Genomic DNA, 15,015 nt, shown 5'->3' on the forward strand with positions numbered 1-15,015 from the left:
GGCCGCGCTGATCATTTCCAGCACGTCGGTGAAGTGCACCACCACCGGCCTCTCCGGCAGCGCGGGCATCGTGACGCCGAGCAGGCCGAGCTCGGCCCCGGCCGACTCGCGGATGGCCGCCAGCATGCCGCCGACCGTGGCGTGGCAGGCGGCGATGACGTCCCGATGGTCGTCGATGAAGCCCATCTCCGCGTCCAGCGACGTGTACGACGCGAGATGGCGCGCCGTGTCGCTCGGCTCGGCCCGGAACACCGGCCCGACCTCGTAGACCCGCTCGAAGACGCCCACCATCATCTGCTTGTAGAGCTGCGGCGACTGCGCCAGGTACGCCGGGCGGCCGAAGTAGTCGAGCTTGAAGACGTTCGCGCCGCTCTCGGTCGCCGTACCCACGATCTTGGGGGTGTGGATCTCGACGAAGGACATGGCCTCCAGGGCCGTACGGAATCCGGAGACCGCGGCCGCGCCGACGCGGTGGGCGGCGGCCAGCCGCGGATGGCGCAGCGCGACCGGCGCGTGGTCCAGGAGCGTCGCCAGGTTGGCGCGCAGCTCCGGCCGGTACAGGTCGAACGGCGGCGGCTCGGCCGGGTCGGTCAGCGCCTCGATCACCGGCTCGGTGATCTCGACGCCGCCGGGCGCGGACGGCGCGGCGGTGACGGTGCCGGTCACGGCGACCGTCGTCTCCTCCGGCAGCGCCTCCAGCCGCGCGCGGGCGGGTTCCGCGGACACGACGATCTGGGTCAGTCCCGCCGCGTCGCGCAGGATCAGGAAGGCGACCGACTTCAGCAGCCGGCGGCGGTGAATCCAGCCCGCGACACGTACGGTCTGGCCGACGTGTTCACACAGCTGGGAGGACAGGATGCGTTGCATGGTGGCGACCTCCTCTGGTTCGCAACGCGTCCCCTGAGAGGCGTGGGCGAGCGGGATCCTCGCGGTACCACCACACCTTCGCCACACCGCTGATGCGGCGCGGCCTCGGCAAACCCGTGACGTGGGCGATTCGGCGGGGCTCTACTTGGCCGGCCGGCCGTTCTTCCCCGCAGCTCGGGAGGGTCTTCACATCCCGGCCGGAGTCCGCCTTCGCAGCTGCCGGCGGCTCTCTCCGACTCCGGTGGTCGCGATGCTACTCGGCTCCGTCGTCGCTGTTGCCCGCCAGTCTACGGGATGAGGTCGATCTCGACATCGGACGCGAGCGCCCGCAGGGGGAACGGATTGGCGGTGACGACGGGGAGGCCGCGGCGTTTCGCCGTTCGTACGATGCTGGCCGCCGTGACCTGCTCCGCCGCGTACGGGCCCGCGGCCCTGAGGATCACGGCGACGCCCGGCGCGCAGGAAGGCGTCAGCTCGTCCACGATGCTGATCTCCATCGACAGCAGGGCGTCGAGCACGGGTACGGCCGGCTCGTTCAGCTGGGCGAGTGCCGCGGCGAGGGCGGGGGCGGTGGTGACGAGCGGGACCACGTAGCCGCTGTGCTGGGCGCGCGACCACACCATGGCGTCCACGAACGGCGAGGTACGGCGGCCCCAGGCCAGCAGGGCGCTCGAATCGAGGACGCGCCCGATCACGCGACGGGACTGCGGGCGGCGAACTCGTGGTCGCGCTCCCCGACGAGCTGGAGCATCCCGGGCTCGGGCTCACCGCCGAGGATCTCCCGCAGCAGGGCGAGATTGCTGTCGCGCTGCTCGTCGGTGTAGACGAGCCGCTCCTGTTCATCGCCCATGCGTCGAGGATACCTGCGGATCACCGTCTGTCACCATCGAACCGCCGTGCTCCCCGCGTGAGCAGGATCAGGCAAGCACACAGGAGCATCGTTCTAACATTTCCGCAGCTCAGCCTGATCCAATTAAAGGGACAAATTCCACGGAGCGCATATCCGCTCCACAAATGGACAGGCAGGGAAAATCATGCGGGTCGCCATCGTCACCGGGGCCAGTTCCGGCATCGGCCAGAGCGCCGCCGTCCAGATCGCCAAGCGCGGGAACGGCGTGATCCTCACCTACAACGGCAACGAGTCCGGCGCGCTCGACACGGTCGAGACGATCGAGAAGGAGGGCGGGCGGGCCGTGGCGCTGCCCCTCGACGTCGGCAGGTCCGAGACGTTCCCCGCCTTCCGCGACTCCGTCGCCGGGGTCCTGCGCGACGTCTGGGGGCGGGACACGTTCGACATCCTCGTCAACAACGCCGGTTTCGGCCGGATGTCGATGTTCGAGGACACCTCGGAGGAACTGTTCGACACCTTCCTGCGCGTCCTGCTCAAAGGCCCGTACTTCCTGACCCAGGCACTGCTGCCGTTGCTGGCCGACGGCGGCGCCGTCGTCAACGTCTCCAGCAACTCGGCGCTCGCCTCCTCGGTGGAGGAGGGCTATTCCGCGTACGCGACGATGAAGGGCGGCCTCACCGTGCTCAGCCGGTACATGGCCAAGGAGTTCGGCAGGCGCGGCATCCGCGTCAACTCGGTCTCGCCGGGCTCCACCCGTACCCGCATCGCGGATGACGCCTTCGAGCGGTTCCCCGAGGTCATCCCGGCCCTGGCCGCGAAGACCGCGCTCGGCCGGGTGGGCGAGCCCGACGACATCGGCATGGTGATCGCGACGCTGGTGTCGGAGGAAGGCCGGTGGATCACCGCCCAGGACATCTCCGTCGACGGCGGCTTCAACCTCTGACCTGGTGGGTCAGGATACGGGTGAGCAGTTCGACGAGCTGCGCGCGTTCCTCCCGGTTCAGGGGGGCGAGCGCCTCGTCCTCGATCGTGGACAGCAGGTCGTCGAGCCTGTGCAGATGATCGGTGCCCGGCCCGGTGATGGTGATGACGTTGCGGCGTCGGTCGGCGGGATCCGGCGCGCGTTCCACCAGCCCGCGCCCCGCCAGTTCGTTGATCACGGCCACGACGTCGCTGTGGTAGATCCCGGTACGGCGGCTGAGCTCCGCCTGGCTCATCGGGCCGATCTCCGCCAGCGTGACGAGCACGGCGTAGTGCCACTTGCGGGCGTCCGCCCGGGCCAGCCCGTCGTTCACCAGGCGGTCGCAGCGCGTCGAGGCCATGGACAGCAGCCGGGTCGGCCGGTTCCGCAGCCGGGCCGGGACGGACTCGTCCATGTGGGCGTCGCCGGTGTTCATCCCGCGATCTTACCCGGTTGTGTTAGTCGGACTAACGATGTATGTTTCGTTAGTGGGACGAACGTTAGTGTGACTAATTGATTGGCGGTCCTCATGCCCGTGATCGATGTGCTCGACTCGACGATGTACTACGAGGAGGCCGGGGACGGCACCCCGTATGTCTTCCTGCACGGCAACCCGAGCTCCTCCCGTCTCTGGCGGAACGTGCTGCCCGCGTTCGACGGCGCCGGCCGCGTGCTCGCCCCCGACCTGATCGGCATGGGGCGTTCGGGGAAGCCCGACATTCCGTACCGGTTCGCGGACCACGCCCGCTACCTGGACGCCTGGTTCGACCGGCTGGGGCTGGACGGCGTGGTGCTGGTCGGCCACGACTGGGGCGGGGCGCTGGCCTTCGACTGGGCGGCGCGCCACCCGGGCCGGGTCCTGGGCCTGGCCTTCTTCGAGGCGATCGTCCGGACGATGTCCTGGAGCGACCTGGGCGAGGGGCCGCGGGCCCGTACCGAGCGGATCCGGAGTCCCGAGGGGGAGGCGCTGGTGCTCGATCAGAACTTCCTGGTGGACACGGCCTTCACCGGAGGGGTGCTGACGCCGCTGGGGGAGGAGGACCTGGAGGCGTACCGGATGCCGTACCCGACGCGGGAGAGCAGGCGGCCGTTGCTGGAATGGGCGCGGTCCATGCCCATCGACGGGGCGCCCGCCGACGTGGCGGAGCGGGTCGAGCGCTCCGGGGAATGGCTCGCCACCAGCGAGGACGTCCCCAAGCTGCTGCTCACCTTCGACTCCTCGCCGACGCTGCTCGTCACGGCGGAGGTCGCGGCCTGGTGCGCCGCGAACATCGCCGGTCTCACCGTCCGGCACTGCGGGCCGGCCGGTCATCACGCGCCGGAGGACCAGCCCGAGGCCATCGCCGCCGCGATCCTCGCCTGGGCGGACAAGACGCTCTTCTAGGCGCCGGGCGTCGCCGCCAGGGTCGCCAGCATCTCGGCCGAAGGGGAGCCGGCCGCCGGGTGGTAGACGACGAGGAAGAGGTCCGGGTCGGCGGTGGGCACGAAGGACTCCCAGCTGAGGGTCAGGGTGCCCACCGCGGGGTGGTTGAAGCGTTTGCGGCCGTACGTGCAGTAGGTGACGCCGTGGGCGGCCCAGAAACGGGCGAACTCGGGGGACTGGGCGGACAGCTCGTCGATCAGCTCCTTGGGACGCGAGTCGTCCGCGACCTTGCTCAGCGCGGTCCGCAGCCATCCGGCGCACTCGTCGGCGACCATCTCCCAGTCCGCGAAGATCTTCCGGGCCTCCGGGTCGAGGAAGATCCAGCGGATCATGTTGCGTTCCGCGCGTGGCATGGCCTCGAAGTCGGTCATGAGCGTCTTGCCCATGCGGTTGATGCCCACGACGTCCAGGACGGCGGTGAGGAGATGGGCCGGGGTCGGGTCGAGCGCGTCCAGCATCATGCGCAGCGAGGCCCGCGCGTGGAGCGGGGCGGACGCCGAGGACTGGACCGCCGCGTCCCGCCGGGCCTTGATCAGATCACGCAGGTGGCGGCGTTCCGCCTCGGACAGCCGCAGCACGGCGCCCACCGCCTCCAGCACCTGGTCGGAGACGTTGCCGGCGCGCCCCTGTTCGAGCCGGTTGTAGTAGTCCACGCTGACTCCCGCGGCCATCGCGAGCTCCTCGCGGCGCAGCCCTGCCACCCGGCGGCCGTTCACCTGCCAGGGCAGGCCCACGTCCGGCGGTGTCAGGCGAGCCCTCCGAGAACGCAGGAAGTCGCGCAACTCGTCCGAGCGCCTCATCCGACCAGTATCGCATATCCGCAGGTAGCGTCATGATCATCTCCTGAAGGGGAGCGAAGTCACCCCGCCATCAGCCCGGCGGACGGCTGCTCGGGCGGCCGGGGCTCGGCCAGCAGCCGCAACTCCTCGATGACGCCCTGCAGCCGGTCGACCGCGCAGAGGGTACGGCTCAGCAGGCCCTCCAGGTCCGTGTCGCCGGGATGCAGGCGGGCCTCCTCCAGCTCCGCCCGCACCGCGGCGACCGGGGTGCGCAGGCAGTGCATGGCGTCCGCCCTGAGCCGGCGCTGCTCGTCCAGCACGGCCCCCGACCGTTCCTCGGCCTCGTCCGCCCGGTCGAGCGCGCTGTTGATCGCCCTGGCGAGCCGTGAGGGCGCGGCGCCCGGCGCCTCGGTCATCCGCCCGGCGCCGGTGATGTTGATCAGTTCGAGTTCGGCCGACATGGCGTCCAGCACGGCCACCTGCGTACGCGCACTCTCTATCGTCATGACGCTCATCACGGCCCCTCTCAATCGGCTCCCCAAAGGCTGCATATCCAGGACAACGCCACGAGACCGGGAAATCAGCGTCTTACCTGGCCCTTCCCAACCAGGGTCTGGCCAGTACCACCTTCGCGTCGGAGAGCTAGCGGGAGGTGAAGCCGCCGTCCACGAACAGGGTGGCGCCGTGGATGTTCGCCGCGCCGTCGCCGGCCAGGAACACCACCGAGGCGGCGACCTCGGCGGGGGTGCTCAGCCGGCCGCCCGGTGTGGCGGCGACCATCTCGTTGAGGCGGTCCTCGATCTTCTGGTTGTTCTCGGTGCTGGTCGGGCCGGGGGCCACGGTGTTCACTCGTACGCCGGCGGGGCCGTACTCGGCGGCCCAGGACTTGGTCAGGGAGTGCAGGGTGGCCTTGGTGGCGCTGTAGAGCGCGGAGCCGGCCGAGCCGGTCACTCCGGAGATCGACCCGATGTTGACGATGGCGCCGCCGCCCGCCCGCGCCATCTCCGGCGCGATCCGCCCGGTGAGCAGGATCGGGGCCCGGACGCTGATCGCGAACGCCCGGTCGATCAGCTGTTCCGGCAGTTCGCCGGTGGGCTGCGGCATGAGCAGCAGCGCGGCGTTGTTGACCAGCACGTCCAGCCTGCCGTCCGCCAGTTCGGTCGCCCGCCCGGCCAGCGCCTCGACCGCGGCCGCGCCGTCGGCCAGGTCGGCGGCGACGAAGTCGGCGCGCCCGCCCGCCTGCTCGATCTCGGCGACCACGGCCGCGCCGCGCCCGGTGTCCCGGCCGGTCGCGATCACGTGCGCGCCCTGCTCGGCGAGTGCGAGCGCGATGGCGCGGCCGATGCCCGTCGTCGCGCCCGTGACCAGGGCGCTGCGGTCTTTCAGATTGGTGCTCATATGCGGAGACCCCCCAAGAGTGGACTGATTGGTCCAGTCTTGGGGGGTCTGGATTGGACTGTCAAGTCCAGTTTGGTCTAGAAGGTGACCGTCCACCCTTCGCGATCAGCCTGGTCCTTGGTGTACGAGACGCCGTGGACCTTCAGCCCGGCCGGATCGAGCAGGGTGACGGCCCCGCCCTTGTTGCCCAGTTGCAGCCCGGCCGCCACCGGCTGGCGGAGCGTCTCCCCGGGCGCGATCTGCCCCGCCAGCGGCAGAGTGCGTTTGGCCTGGTCGGCGAGGTGCCAGCCGTCGAGAGTGATCGGATCGGGGGAGGCGTTCAGGAGCGTGACGGTCTCCGGTTCCGGCGCGGGGCCAGGCGGGTTCACCACCGCGCCGACGATCCGCAGCGGCAGGTCGCCGGGCTCGGGGCGGGAGGGAGCGCCGCCGATGGCGTGACCGGTGGTGTCGTCGGTGTGCCAGGCCTGGGACTGGAAGGCCAGGAAGATCGCGATCCAGCGGTTCTCGCCCGGCAGGTGGATGAGCAGGCCGCCGTCCTGCCAGACCCCGTCGTCCCGCCGGAACCGCGCGCTGTTGCCCTGGTTCATGTGCACGTCGTGCACGCCGTTGCCCGGCAGGAAGCCGAAGATCTTGTCCCGGGTGGTCGCCTCCGGCCCCCACCGTTCCCCGAGGACGTACATTCCGGACGCGGGGTCGTTCATGGCGCGCTGGACGTAATGCTCAAGTTTGTCGGCGAGGTCGTTGTCGCCGCCGGGCAGATCGGGCGGCAGGGGGCGCATCAGCGCGGGGTCGAACAGGTTGCCCCGGATGTAGTCCAGGCTCGCCTCCCCGGGACGGGAGAGCAGCTTCGTCCAGCCGCTGCCCGGCGCGGGCAGCAGCGCGGTGACCGGATGGGTGAAATTCTCGTCGGCGAGATAGAGCAGTTCGGACGGCGCCTGCTGGGACTGCACGTTGACCGAGGCCCGGTAGTCCACGCCCGCGTCGTCCCGCAGGTGGATCTGGTAGTGCGGCGTGTCGGTGCTCCCCTCCCGCCGCCGGTCCAGCGGACGGGCGGCGAGGACACCATAGGAGCGCAACGGCATTGTGAAGCTCCGATCCCGGGAATTCGAAAACGGGGACAGGTTATCCACGCCGGATATTCGGCCGCGACCCCCTGGGGGAATTCGTTTTCCGGTCCGGAGAATAATCGGGGAAATGCGCGTCCGGGATTAGCGAATGGATAGTGATAAGTCGCCTTTTGGGGTCGTCAGGCGGGCCGCTGGGCGGTGAGGCTGCCGAGCAGGGCCAGCAGTTCGGCGCTGCGGCTGCCGGGCTCGGCGTGGAAGACCACCAGGAGCAGGTCGTCGGCGCCGCTGACCGTGAACTTGTTGGAGTGCAGGTCCAGCTCGCCGACCAGTGGGTGGGTGAGCCGGCTCACCCTGCCCCGCTTGGGCCGTACGTCGTGGCGGCTCCACAGCTGCCGGAAACGTTCACTCCTGATCGACAGCTCGCCCACCAGCTCCACCAGCCGGGGGTCGTCGACGCAAAGCCCGGCGTTGGCGCGCAGGCTGGCCACGCCCTCCTCGGTCGTCTCCTCCCAGTCGCGCCGCAGGTCCCGTTCGGCGGGGTCGAGGAAGACGGCCTGGAGCAGGTTCACCCCGGCGGCGTAGTTCGGGGACAGCGCCGCCGCCAGGGAGTTCACCGCGAGCACGTCCGCGAACCTGTTCTGCACGTACCCGGGATTGTGCGCCCACCCGTCGATGAGCTGGAGGATGCTCGGCGGCACCCGCTCCGGCCTGGGCGCCGTACGCGGGCGCTGCCTGAGGCGGGCGGGCCGCTCCCGGCTCAGGCCGATCAGGTACGCGGTCGCGTCGGCGTCCAGCCGCAGCACCCTGGCCAGCGCGTCCAGGACCTGGACGGACGGGTTCCGGTCGCGGCCCTGCTCCAGCCGGAGGTAGTAGTCGGCGCTGATCCCGGCCAGCATCGCGACCTCCTCCCGGCGCAGGCCCAGCACCCGGCGCAGGCCGGCGCCGCTGATCCCGACATCCTCCGGCCGGACCTGTTCCCGCCGCGCGCGGAGGAACTCGCCGAGTGCGTTGCTGCCGTCCATGCCCTTCACGGTAGCCGCGTTCCGCCGGGCGTGACTGGCCCTGCCACTCCCAGGAACACCGGGGCACTGCCGTCCCGCCACGGGTACGCCGGACAGTGTGGGTGTCGTGACCGGCCGTTCTCCGGCCGGCGTACCAGCGGAAACGGAAAGGCAGACCATTGGTCAGTGTTCCCGGCGGGGCTCTCACCCTCGCGGACGGTCTCACCCTCGGCAGGATGGGCTACGGTGCCATGCAGCTGGCCGGCCCCGGCGTCTTCGGGCCGCCGGAGGACCGCGACCAGGCCCTAGCGGTGCTGCGCGAGGCGGTGGAGCTGGGCGTCACCCACATCGACACGAGCGACTTCTACGGCCCCGCCGTCGTCAACGAGCTCATCAGGGAGGCCCTGCACCCCTATCCCGCGGACCTGCGCATCGTCACCAAGGTGGGCGCGCGCCGCGGCGGCGACGGCAGCTGGATCCCCTCACTGGACCCCGGCGACCTGAAGGACCAGGTCAGGGAGAACCTCCAGCACCTCGGCGTGGACAGCCTCGACGTCGTCAACCTGCGGCTCGGCTCGTTCGACGGCACCGGCCAGGAGTCCCTCGCCGAGCAGTTCGGCGCGCTCGCGGAGCTGCGGCAGCAGGGACTCATCCGCCACCTGGGCCTCAGCGGCGCGTCGGCGGCGCAGCTGACCGAGGCGCAGGCCATCGCGCCCGTGGTGACCGTGCAGAACCTCTACAACCTGGCGCAGCGGCGGGACGACGCGCTGGTCGACCGGTGCGCGGCCGAGGGCATCGCCTACGCCGCGTTCTTCCCGCTCGGCGGCCTCACCCCGCTCCAGTCCGCCGCGCTCACCGAGGTCGCGGCCCGGCTGGACGCCACGCCGCAGCAGGTCGCGCTGGCCTGGCTGCTCCAGCGCTCGGCCACGACCGTCCTCATTCCGGGCACCTCGTCCGTGGCGCACCTGCGGGAGAACGTCGCCGCCGCTGATCTGGTCCTGCCGGCCGAGGCCGTCGCCGAGCTGGACGCGGCCGGGGGGTAGATTTCCGCCCGAACCGGGGAGCGCGCATGGGGTGGGACATCCTGATCGGCGTCGCGGCGGCCGTGCTGGCCTGCTGGGCCGCGCTGGTCGCCGCGCTGGTCGTGCTGCGCCCGAAGGGGTCGCTGCTGACCGAGGCGCTGCGGGTCCTGCCCGACCTGCTCCGGCTGCTGCGCCGCCTGGCGGCCGACCCGGCGCTGCCGCGCGGCGTCCGGATCCGGCTCGGGCTGCTGCTGGCCTACCTGGCGATGCCGATCGACCTGATCCCCGACTTCATCCCGGTCCTCGGCTACGCCGACGACGCCATCATCGTCACGGCGGTGCTGCGCGGCGTGGTGCGCCGCGCCGGTCTCGCGGCCGTACGGCGGCACTGGCCCGGCACCGACGACGGCTTCGCCGCGCTCCGCCGCCTCACCGGCATCCGCGACGACTAGCCGGCCGGGGTGTTCCGCGCCGTGCCACCCGGCCGGTCTCCCGGTGCGTCACCCGCCCTCCGGTGCGGGCGCCGGAACGGTCTGGAACGCCTTACCAGCGATTCCACGACCGTCCGACCACACGGGAGAACAGCATATGAACAAGATCCGCCGCGGCCTGGCCGCCTCGGTGATCGCCGCCCTCGGCGTGCTGGGCCTGGCCGGCTCGCCCGCGCAGGCGGCGACCGTGATCACCGCCCAGCTGAGCATCAGCCCCAACCCGCCCCCCGGCCCCGGCGTCTTCAACGTGAAGGTCTTCGTCAAGGTCCCGATGAGCCAGGAGGACGCCGAAGGGTACCTCGGCAACGGGGCCAGGATCGAAGTGCGGTTCATGGGCGACGACCCGGGCACCGACAGCGTCATCCTCGGCCCGGTCACCTTCGTGAGGTCGTCCACCGGCCTGTCCGTCGGCCCCGAGGGCATCCGGCTCCACTTCCTGTCACAGGAGGCGGGCGGCTCCTTCCTCAACGAGGACGACTCCTGGGGCAACCGCGTGGACGAGGTCTACGTGAACGCCCGGTTCGTCGACGCCACGGGCGCGACCATCCGGACCAACTCCAACCTGGCCACCGGCCTGTTCTGACCAGGCAGAGCTCCGGGGGCGGGTCAGCCACGGCCCGCCTCCGGCACGCCGGCGCGGGGCACCCGGCTCCCGCGCCGGGCCACCACCAGCATGACCACGGCCGGGATGAGCAGCCCGAGCCAGCCGAACAGCCAGGACCCCGTCATCACCAGGACGATGAGGTCGAACCCGGCGAGGAGCCCCACGGGCGCGGCGGCCAGCAGGATCGTCCGCCGCCCGCTCGCGCTCCGGGCGGCGCATCCCGCGGCCACCGCCACCACCGTCAGCGGCGGCATCAGCAGGACGGTGTCCCATTCGTAGCCCAGGAGCCCCAGGGACAGGTTCTGCGGCACCACGGCGGCCGCGAACAACGCCGTCCAGCCGAGCATCCGCCGGTACGGCATGGCCGGCCGCTCAACCCGGAACGTGACCAGCAGCGCCGTCAGCGCGTACGGCGTCAGCATCAGGACGACGGGCAGCAGCTGGCTGGAGCTGAACGAGTACGTCCCCGAGAAGTCCAGGGGCAGCAGCATCGACAGGTTCCAGGCGATCAACCCGCCGCTCCACGCCCAGGTCGCCGCCACCGCCGGCCATCGCGGCGCGTACCGGATCAGCACGACGATCAGCACCGATGCGAGCGCGACCGCGGACGCGATCGCTCCCGACCACCGGTCGAAGCCGTATATCCACGCGTTGATCGCGTTCCCGATCTGTTCGCCGGTGAGCACCAGCGCCGCGACCAGCCCGGCCAGCCCGAACGCCCGCCGCCAGGAGGGCCCCGACTCGGCGCCGAAGGCGGTGCGTAACCTGATCAGGATGGCGCCTCTGATCAGGTCGGCCGAGTCCGCTAGCCGCGGCCGGGCGCGGCCCGGTTCCGCGCTCGCCATCAGGACCCCGAGCATCTCCTCCTCGTGCACGGCCCGGTGCGCCCGCGGATACCACTCCAGCAGCCGCCGGTAGCGTGCCTCCAGCTCGCTCATGAGAGCCCCCAGGCCGTGCTGAAGCCCTGCCGCAGGCGGGTGACGGCGGCGGTGGCGTGCCGGGTGAGGCGGTCGGCCTCGGCGCTCAGGCGGGTGGCGCCCTCGCCGGTGAGGCGGTAGTAGCGCCGCACCCGGCCGTCGACGATCTCCTCGCGCTCGGATTCGATCAGGCCCTCGGCGCGCAGCCGGTCGAGGGCGGCGTAGAGCGTTCCCGCCCGCAGCACGACTCTGCCGCCGGAGATCCCCTCGACGTCGGTGATCACCCCGTAGCCGTGCTGCGGCCCGGCCGCGAGCGCGGTGAGGATCAGGAACGTCGGCTCCTGCATTGGTTTCATGTCATCTGTATATACCGATGGTCGGTATATCGGCAATGCGTCAGCGGGTTTCGGCAGGCAGGTGCTTCTGGGCCCACTGGGAGATCTGCTCCAGGGCCGGCATGAGGGCCAGGCCGCTTTCGGTCAGCGCGTACGAGACCGAGACCGGGGGGCCCTCGTCGACGGTGCGGGAGATCAGGCCCGCCTCGGTCAGTTCGGAGAGGCGGTCGGAGAGGACCGAGTCGCTCACGCCGACGATGGCGCGGGAGAGCTCGCGGAACCCGGCGGGGCCGCCGCCCAGGCTGCCGAGCACGACGCCGCTCCACCTCTTCCCGAGCAGGGTGAACGCGCGGGTCAGCGCGACGTCGCCGCGCAGGCAGGCCGTCACGGCGGGGGCCGGGGGTGGCGTGGACATGCCCTCGATGATAGCCCACTCGAACTAGTCAAATCAGGTGTTGCTAGTTTTTTGCTAGTTGCTTGTATGCTCATCGCCACATCTCGATTGCGAGTGAGGACTGACTGAAATGATCTCTGAAGCGCGTCCCAGCGTCGTCGTGCTCGGTGGCGGATATGCCGGGTTCACCCTGGCGAAGTCGCTCGACGACGTGGCCGACGTCACGCTCGTCGACCCGTCCGACACGTTCATGCACAACGTGGCCTCCTGGCGCACCCTGGTCGAGCCGGAATGGCTGGACCGGATCTTCCTGCCCTTCGACGGGCTGCTCCGGCACGGCCGGTTCGTACGGGACCAGGCCGTCGCCGTGGACGGGCGGCGGGTCACGCTGGCCTCGGGCCGGCGGCTGGAGCCCGACTACCTGGTCCTGGCCACCGGCTCGTCCTACCCGTTCCCGGCCAAGAGCGACGTGTGGGACGCCGAGAAGACGCGGGCCAGGATGCTGGACGCGCACGACGCCCTGCGCGGCGCGCGGCGCGTGCTCGTCGTCGGCGCCGGTCCCTCCGGCCTGGAGCTGGCCGGCGAGATCAAGGCGTTCTTCCCGGACAAGCACGTCACGATCGCCGACATCGGCGCCGACGTCATGCCCGGCCCGTTCGACCAGGCCCTCCGCGACGAGCTGCGCGCCCAGGTGCACGGGCTGGGCATCGAGCTCAAGCTGGGCAGCCCGCTGAAGGCCCTGCCGGAGGCGGCGCCCGCCACCCTCTCCCCGATCTCGATCACCACCGAGGCGGGGGACGAGCTGACCGCCGACATCTGGTTCCGCTGCTTCGGCGTCGAACCCCGGACCGGCTACCTGACCGGCGCGCTCGCCGAGGCGCGCGACGCGCGCGGCTACGTCCGGGTGGACGAGTACCTGCGGGCCGGCGGCGTGGACCGCGTGTACGCCATCGGCGACATCGCGGACGCCGACCGCGACACCGTGGGCTCGGCCAACGCCCAGGCCACGCTGGTCGCCGCCAACATCCGCGGCGAGATCACGGGCTCGCCGGAACGCACGGCCTACGAGAAGATCCCGCCCATGGTCATCGTGCCGCTGGGCCCCGAAGGAGGCGCGGGCCAGCTGCCGGGCCAGGGCGTCTTCGGTGCCGAACAGGCGTCCGGGATCAAGGGCGCGACGCTCTTCGCCGACGTGTACGCCGAGATGTTCAACGTCCCCGCCGGATCGACCCGAAAATAGACCAGAACGAGCGGCCGGCGGGCAGTCGAGAGGGTGAGGGTTCATGGGTGCGGGTGAGCGGGACCTGCGGAGACTGCTGGCCGGGATGCGCCCGGAGCTCAATCCCGGCCGGTACGTCTTCGCCACCGTCGATGGGGGCGTACCGGCCGGGGTCACGCCCGTGGTGACGGTCGCGGAGGCGGAGGGCCTCACGGTGGTGGCGCGGCTGGAGGAGGCCGACGCGGCGGGCCTCGCGTACGACTACGTGGCGGCGTGGATCACCCTGCGGGTGCGCTCCGCGCTGGAGGCGGTCGGCCTGACGGCGGCCGTCGCCGGGGAACTGGCCGCCGCGGGCCTGAGCTGCAACGTCGTCGCGGGTTTCCACCACGACCACCTCTTCGTCCCGTACGAGCGGGCGGACGAGGCGGTCGCCCTGCTGGCGGAGCTGTCCCGGCGCTCCGCCTGAGCGGGAGCCGTCAGCCGGGGATCGCGCACCCGTCCGGGCCGCACGCGGCGGAGCCGCCCACGGGGGTCAGGGCCACGGGGTGCGCGGCGTCCCAGGCCTGGCGCAGGATGCCGAGCATGGTGTCGGCGTCCTGGGCGCCGGAGACGCCGTACCGGTCGTCGATGACGGTGAAGGGCACGCCGGTCGCGCCGAGGCGGCGGGCCTGGGCGCCGTCCTGTTCGACCTGGGCGCGGTGGCGGTGCTCGGTGAGGGCCCGGCGGGTGGCGGCGGCGTCGAGGCCGATCTCCTCGCCGAGGGCGACCAGGTCGTCGAGGGTGAACACGGAGCGGGACCGGCCGAAGTAGGCGTCGAAGACGAGCTCCCACGCCTCGGAGTGGAGTCCCTGCTCGGTGGCGTACGCGAGGAACTCGTGGGCCAGGGCGGTGTTGCCCACGTTGTTGCCGCCCACGTTGTAGGGGGACAGGCCCTCGGCGCGGGCCATGTCCTCGACCCTGCGGGTCATCGCGGCGATCTGGGCCGGGCTCATCCCGGTCTTGGCCGTCAGCATCTCGAAGACCGGCACCGTCGATCCGGTCGGCGTGGACGGGTCCAGCTGGAAGGAGCGGTGGATCACCTCGACCTGGTCGCGATGCTCGAATCGGGCCAGTGCCGCCTTCAGCCGGTGGTTGCCGAGACCACACCACGGGCACGTCACATCGGCCCAGATCTCTATCTTCATGCCGTGAGCTCCAATTCCTACCATCTGTGCGTAGCGACATCCTGCGTTAGAATCGGAAAGCTTACAAAAGGCACAAGCATGTCCGTACCGAACATGGGGGTAGGAAATGAGTGCCGTGCCGAGGGCTCTGGCCGGTCCCTGCGCCCGATGGCCGGAGGACAGCGATTTCGTCCGCGAAGTCCTGGAGCGCGCCGGCGACAAATGGAGCACCCTGGTCGTGGCCACCCTGGAGGACGGTCCCCTGCGTTACACGGACATCCACCATTCCATCCCCGGCATCTCCCAGCGCATGCTGACCCTCACCCTGCGCCACCTGCGCCGGGACGGCCTCATCACCCGCACCTCCTACCCGGAGGTCCCGCCGCGCGTCGAATACGCCCTCACGCCCCTGGGTTCCAGCCTGCTGGCCACCGTGCTCGCCCTGGCCGCGTGGGCCGTTGACCACCATGTCGAGATCCGCCGGAACCGCGCCCGCTTCGACGCCGCGGGGGAGTGAGCGGCGC

21 protein-coding genes are annotated in these 15,015 nt (G+C 71.2%); 8 read left to right on the forward strand and 13 right to left on the reverse strand.

Annotated features, from left to right (window positions below):
* The 3 genes from Aph01nite_RS19850 to Aph01nite_RS19860 form a co-directional block, all read right to left on the reverse strand.
* A partial coding sequence (locus tag Aph01nite_RS19850) for an amino acid--tRNA ligase-related protein (protein WP_204042420.1) occupies positions 1-867 on the reverse strand: 867 nt, incomplete at its 3' end.
* A gap of 287 nt (positions 868-1,154) precedes the next feature.
* Positions 1,155-1,562: a hypothetical protein gene (locus Aph01nite_RS19855; RefSeq protein ID WP_204042421.1), complete on the reverse strand. Its 408-nt coding sequence runs from the start codon at positions 1,560-1,562 to the stop codon at positions 1,155-1,157.
* Complete coding sequence (locus tag Aph01nite_RS19860; protein WP_204042422.1) at positions 1,559-1,717, reverse strand: hypothetical protein; 159 nt, start codon at positions 1,715-1,717, stop codon at positions 1,559-1,561. Before Aph01nite_RS19860 ends, Aph01nite_RS19855 begins: the two co-directional genes overlap by 4 nt.
* 184 nt (positions 1,718-1,901) lie before the next feature.
* On the opposite strand from Aph01nite_RS19860, the gene Aph01nite_RS19865 reads away from it, so the two are divergent.
* Positions 1,902-2,660, forward strand: coding sequence for an SDR family NAD(P)-dependent oxidoreductase (locus Aph01nite_RS19865; RefSeq protein WP_204042423.1), 759 nt, complete (start codon positions 1,902-1,904; stop codon positions 2,658-2,660).
* Here Aph01nite_RS19865 and Aph01nite_RS19870 read toward each other — a convergent pair.
* Positions 2,650-3,114: a MarR family winged helix-turn-helix transcriptional regulator gene (locus Aph01nite_RS19870; protein WP_204042424.1), complete on the reverse strand. Its 465-nt coding sequence runs from the start codon at positions 3,112-3,114 to the stop codon at positions 2,650-2,652. The two genes, Aph01nite_RS19865 and Aph01nite_RS19870, sit on opposite strands and share 11 nt — an antisense overlap.
* Positions 3,115-3,207: 93 nt before the next feature.
* On the opposite strand from Aph01nite_RS19870, the gene Aph01nite_RS19875 reads away from it, so the two are divergent.
* Positions 3,208-4,062, forward strand: a complete 855-nt coding sequence (locus tag Aph01nite_RS19875; RefSeq protein WP_204042425.1) for a haloalkane dehalogenase — start codon at positions 3,208-3,210, stop codon at positions 4,060-4,062.
* On the opposite strand, the gene Aph01nite_RS19880 is transcribed toward Aph01nite_RS19875, so the two are convergent.
* The 5 genes from Aph01nite_RS19880 to Aph01nite_RS19900 all read right to left on the reverse strand — a co-directional run bounded on the left by Aph01nite_RS19880 (position 4,059) and on the right by Aph01nite_RS19900 (position 8,367).
* The gene (locus tag Aph01nite_RS19880) at positions 4,059-4,901 is read right to left on the reverse strand and encodes a helix-turn-helix transcriptional regulator (RefSeq protein WP_204042426.1); all 843 of its coding nucleotides are present in this window, start codon (positions 4,899-4,901) and stop codon (positions 4,059-4,061) included. The genes Aph01nite_RS19875 and Aph01nite_RS19880 overlap by 4 nt on opposite strands.
* A 59-nt stretch (positions 4,902-4,960) precedes the next feature.
* Positions 4,961-5,386, reverse strand: coding sequence for a histidine kinase dimerization/phospho-acceptor domain-containing protein (locus tag Aph01nite_RS19885; protein WP_204042427.1), 426 nt, complete (start codon positions 5,384-5,386; stop codon positions 4,961-4,963).
* A gap of 136 nt (positions 5,387-5,522) precedes the next feature.
* Complete coding sequence (locus Aph01nite_RS19890) at positions 5,523-6,278, reverse strand: SDR family NAD(P)-dependent oxidoreductase (RefSeq protein ID WP_204042428.1); 756 nt, start codon at positions 6,276-6,278, stop codon at positions 5,523-5,525.
* Positions 6,279-6,355: 77 nt separating this feature from the next.
* A complete protein-coding gene (locus tag Aph01nite_RS19895; RefSeq protein ID WP_204042429.1) occupies positions 6,356-7,360 on the reverse strand; it encodes a DUF2278 family protein in 1,005 nt (334 codons plus the stop codon).
* Positions 7,361-7,524: 164 nt separating this feature from the next.
* Positions 7,525-8,367: a helix-turn-helix domain-containing protein gene (locus tag Aph01nite_RS19900; RefSeq protein ID WP_204042430.1), complete on the reverse strand. Its 843-nt coding sequence runs from the start codon at positions 8,365-8,367 to the stop codon at positions 7,525-7,527.
* Positions 8,368-8,525: 158 nt separating this feature from the next.
* Between Aph01nite_RS19900 and Aph01nite_RS19905 the strand changes: the two genes are divergently transcribed.
* The 3 genes from Aph01nite_RS19905 to Aph01nite_RS19915 all read left to right on the forward strand — a co-directional run bounded on the left by Aph01nite_RS19905 (position 8,526) and on the right by Aph01nite_RS19915 (position 10,442).
* Positions 8,526-9,389 carry an oxidoreductase gene (locus Aph01nite_RS19905; protein WP_275419257.1) on the forward strand — a complete coding sequence of 288 codons (864 nt, stop codon included), beginning with the start codon at positions 8,526-8,528 and terminating at the stop codon, positions 9,387-9,389.
* Positions 9,390-9,415: 26 nt separating this feature from the next.
* Positions 9,416-9,820, forward strand: coding sequence for a YkvA family protein (locus tag Aph01nite_RS19910; protein WP_204042432.1), 405 nt, complete (start codon positions 9,416-9,418; stop codon positions 9,818-9,820).
* Positions 9,821-9,956: 136 nt separating this feature from the next.
* Complete coding sequence (locus Aph01nite_RS19915; RefSeq protein ID WP_204042433.1) at positions 9,957-10,442, forward strand: hypothetical protein; 486 nt, start codon at positions 9,957-9,959, stop codon at positions 10,440-10,442.
* Between the two features lie 23 nt (positions 10,443-10,465).
* Here the strand turns inward: Aph01nite_RS19915 and Aph01nite_RS19920 are convergent, their stop codons facing one another.
* The 3 genes from Aph01nite_RS19920 to Aph01nite_RS19930 are packed head-to-tail and all read right to left on the reverse strand — an operon-like array spanning position 10,466 to position 12,130.
* Positions 10,466-11,401, reverse strand: a complete 936-nt coding sequence (locus Aph01nite_RS19920) for a hypothetical protein (RefSeq protein ID WP_204042434.1) — start codon at positions 11,399-11,401, stop codon at positions 10,466-10,468.
* Positions 11,398-11,736, reverse strand: a complete 339-nt coding sequence (locus tag Aph01nite_RS19925; RefSeq protein WP_239161823.1) for a PadR family transcriptional regulator — start codon at positions 11,734-11,736, stop codon at positions 11,398-11,400. The genes Aph01nite_RS19920 and Aph01nite_RS19925 overlap by 4 nt, the downstream gene beginning before the upstream one ends.
* A gap of 40 nt (positions 11,737-11,776) precedes the next feature.
* Positions 11,777-12,130, reverse strand: a complete 354-nt coding sequence (locus Aph01nite_RS19930; RefSeq protein ID WP_204042435.1) for a winged helix-turn-helix transcriptional regulator — start codon at positions 12,128-12,130, stop codon at positions 11,777-11,779.
* Positions 12,131-12,239: 109 nt separating this feature from the next.
* Between Aph01nite_RS19930 and Aph01nite_RS19935 the strand changes: the two genes are divergently transcribed.
* Together Aph01nite_RS19935 and Aph01nite_RS19940 are read left to right on the forward strand one after the other, a co-directional pair.
* Complete coding sequence (locus Aph01nite_RS19935) at positions 12,240-13,349, forward strand: NAD(P)/FAD-dependent oxidoreductase (RefSeq protein WP_204042436.1); 1,110 nt, start codon at positions 12,240-12,242, stop codon at positions 13,347-13,349.
* A 43-nt stretch (positions 13,350-13,392) separates the two neighbouring features.
* Entirely contained in the window at positions 13,393-13,794 is a 402-nt protein-coding gene (locus tag Aph01nite_RS19940; protein ID WP_204042437.1) for an ACT domain-containing protein, read from the forward strand.
* Between the two features lie 10 nt (positions 13,795-13,804).
* Here the strand turns inward: Aph01nite_RS19940 and Aph01nite_RS19945 are convergent, their stop codons facing one another.
* Positions 13,805-14,512, reverse strand: coding sequence for a DsbA family oxidoreductase (locus tag Aph01nite_RS19945; protein ID WP_204042438.1), 708 nt, complete (start codon positions 14,510-14,512; stop codon positions 13,805-13,807).
* A 106-nt stretch (positions 14,513-14,618) separates the two neighbouring features.
* On the opposite strand from Aph01nite_RS19945, the gene Aph01nite_RS19950 reads away from it, so the two are divergent.
* A complete protein-coding gene (locus Aph01nite_RS19950) occupies positions 14,619-15,008 on the forward strand; it encodes a winged helix-turn-helix transcriptional regulator (protein WP_204042439.1) in 390 nt (129 codons plus the stop codon).
* Positions 15,009-15,015: the final 7 nt, after the last annotated feature.

The organism is Acrocarpospora phusangensis, from assembly GCF_016862995.1.
GTDB lineage: Bacteria > Actinomycetota > Actinomycetes > Streptosporangiales > Streptosporangiaceae > Acrocarpospora > Acrocarpospora phusangensis.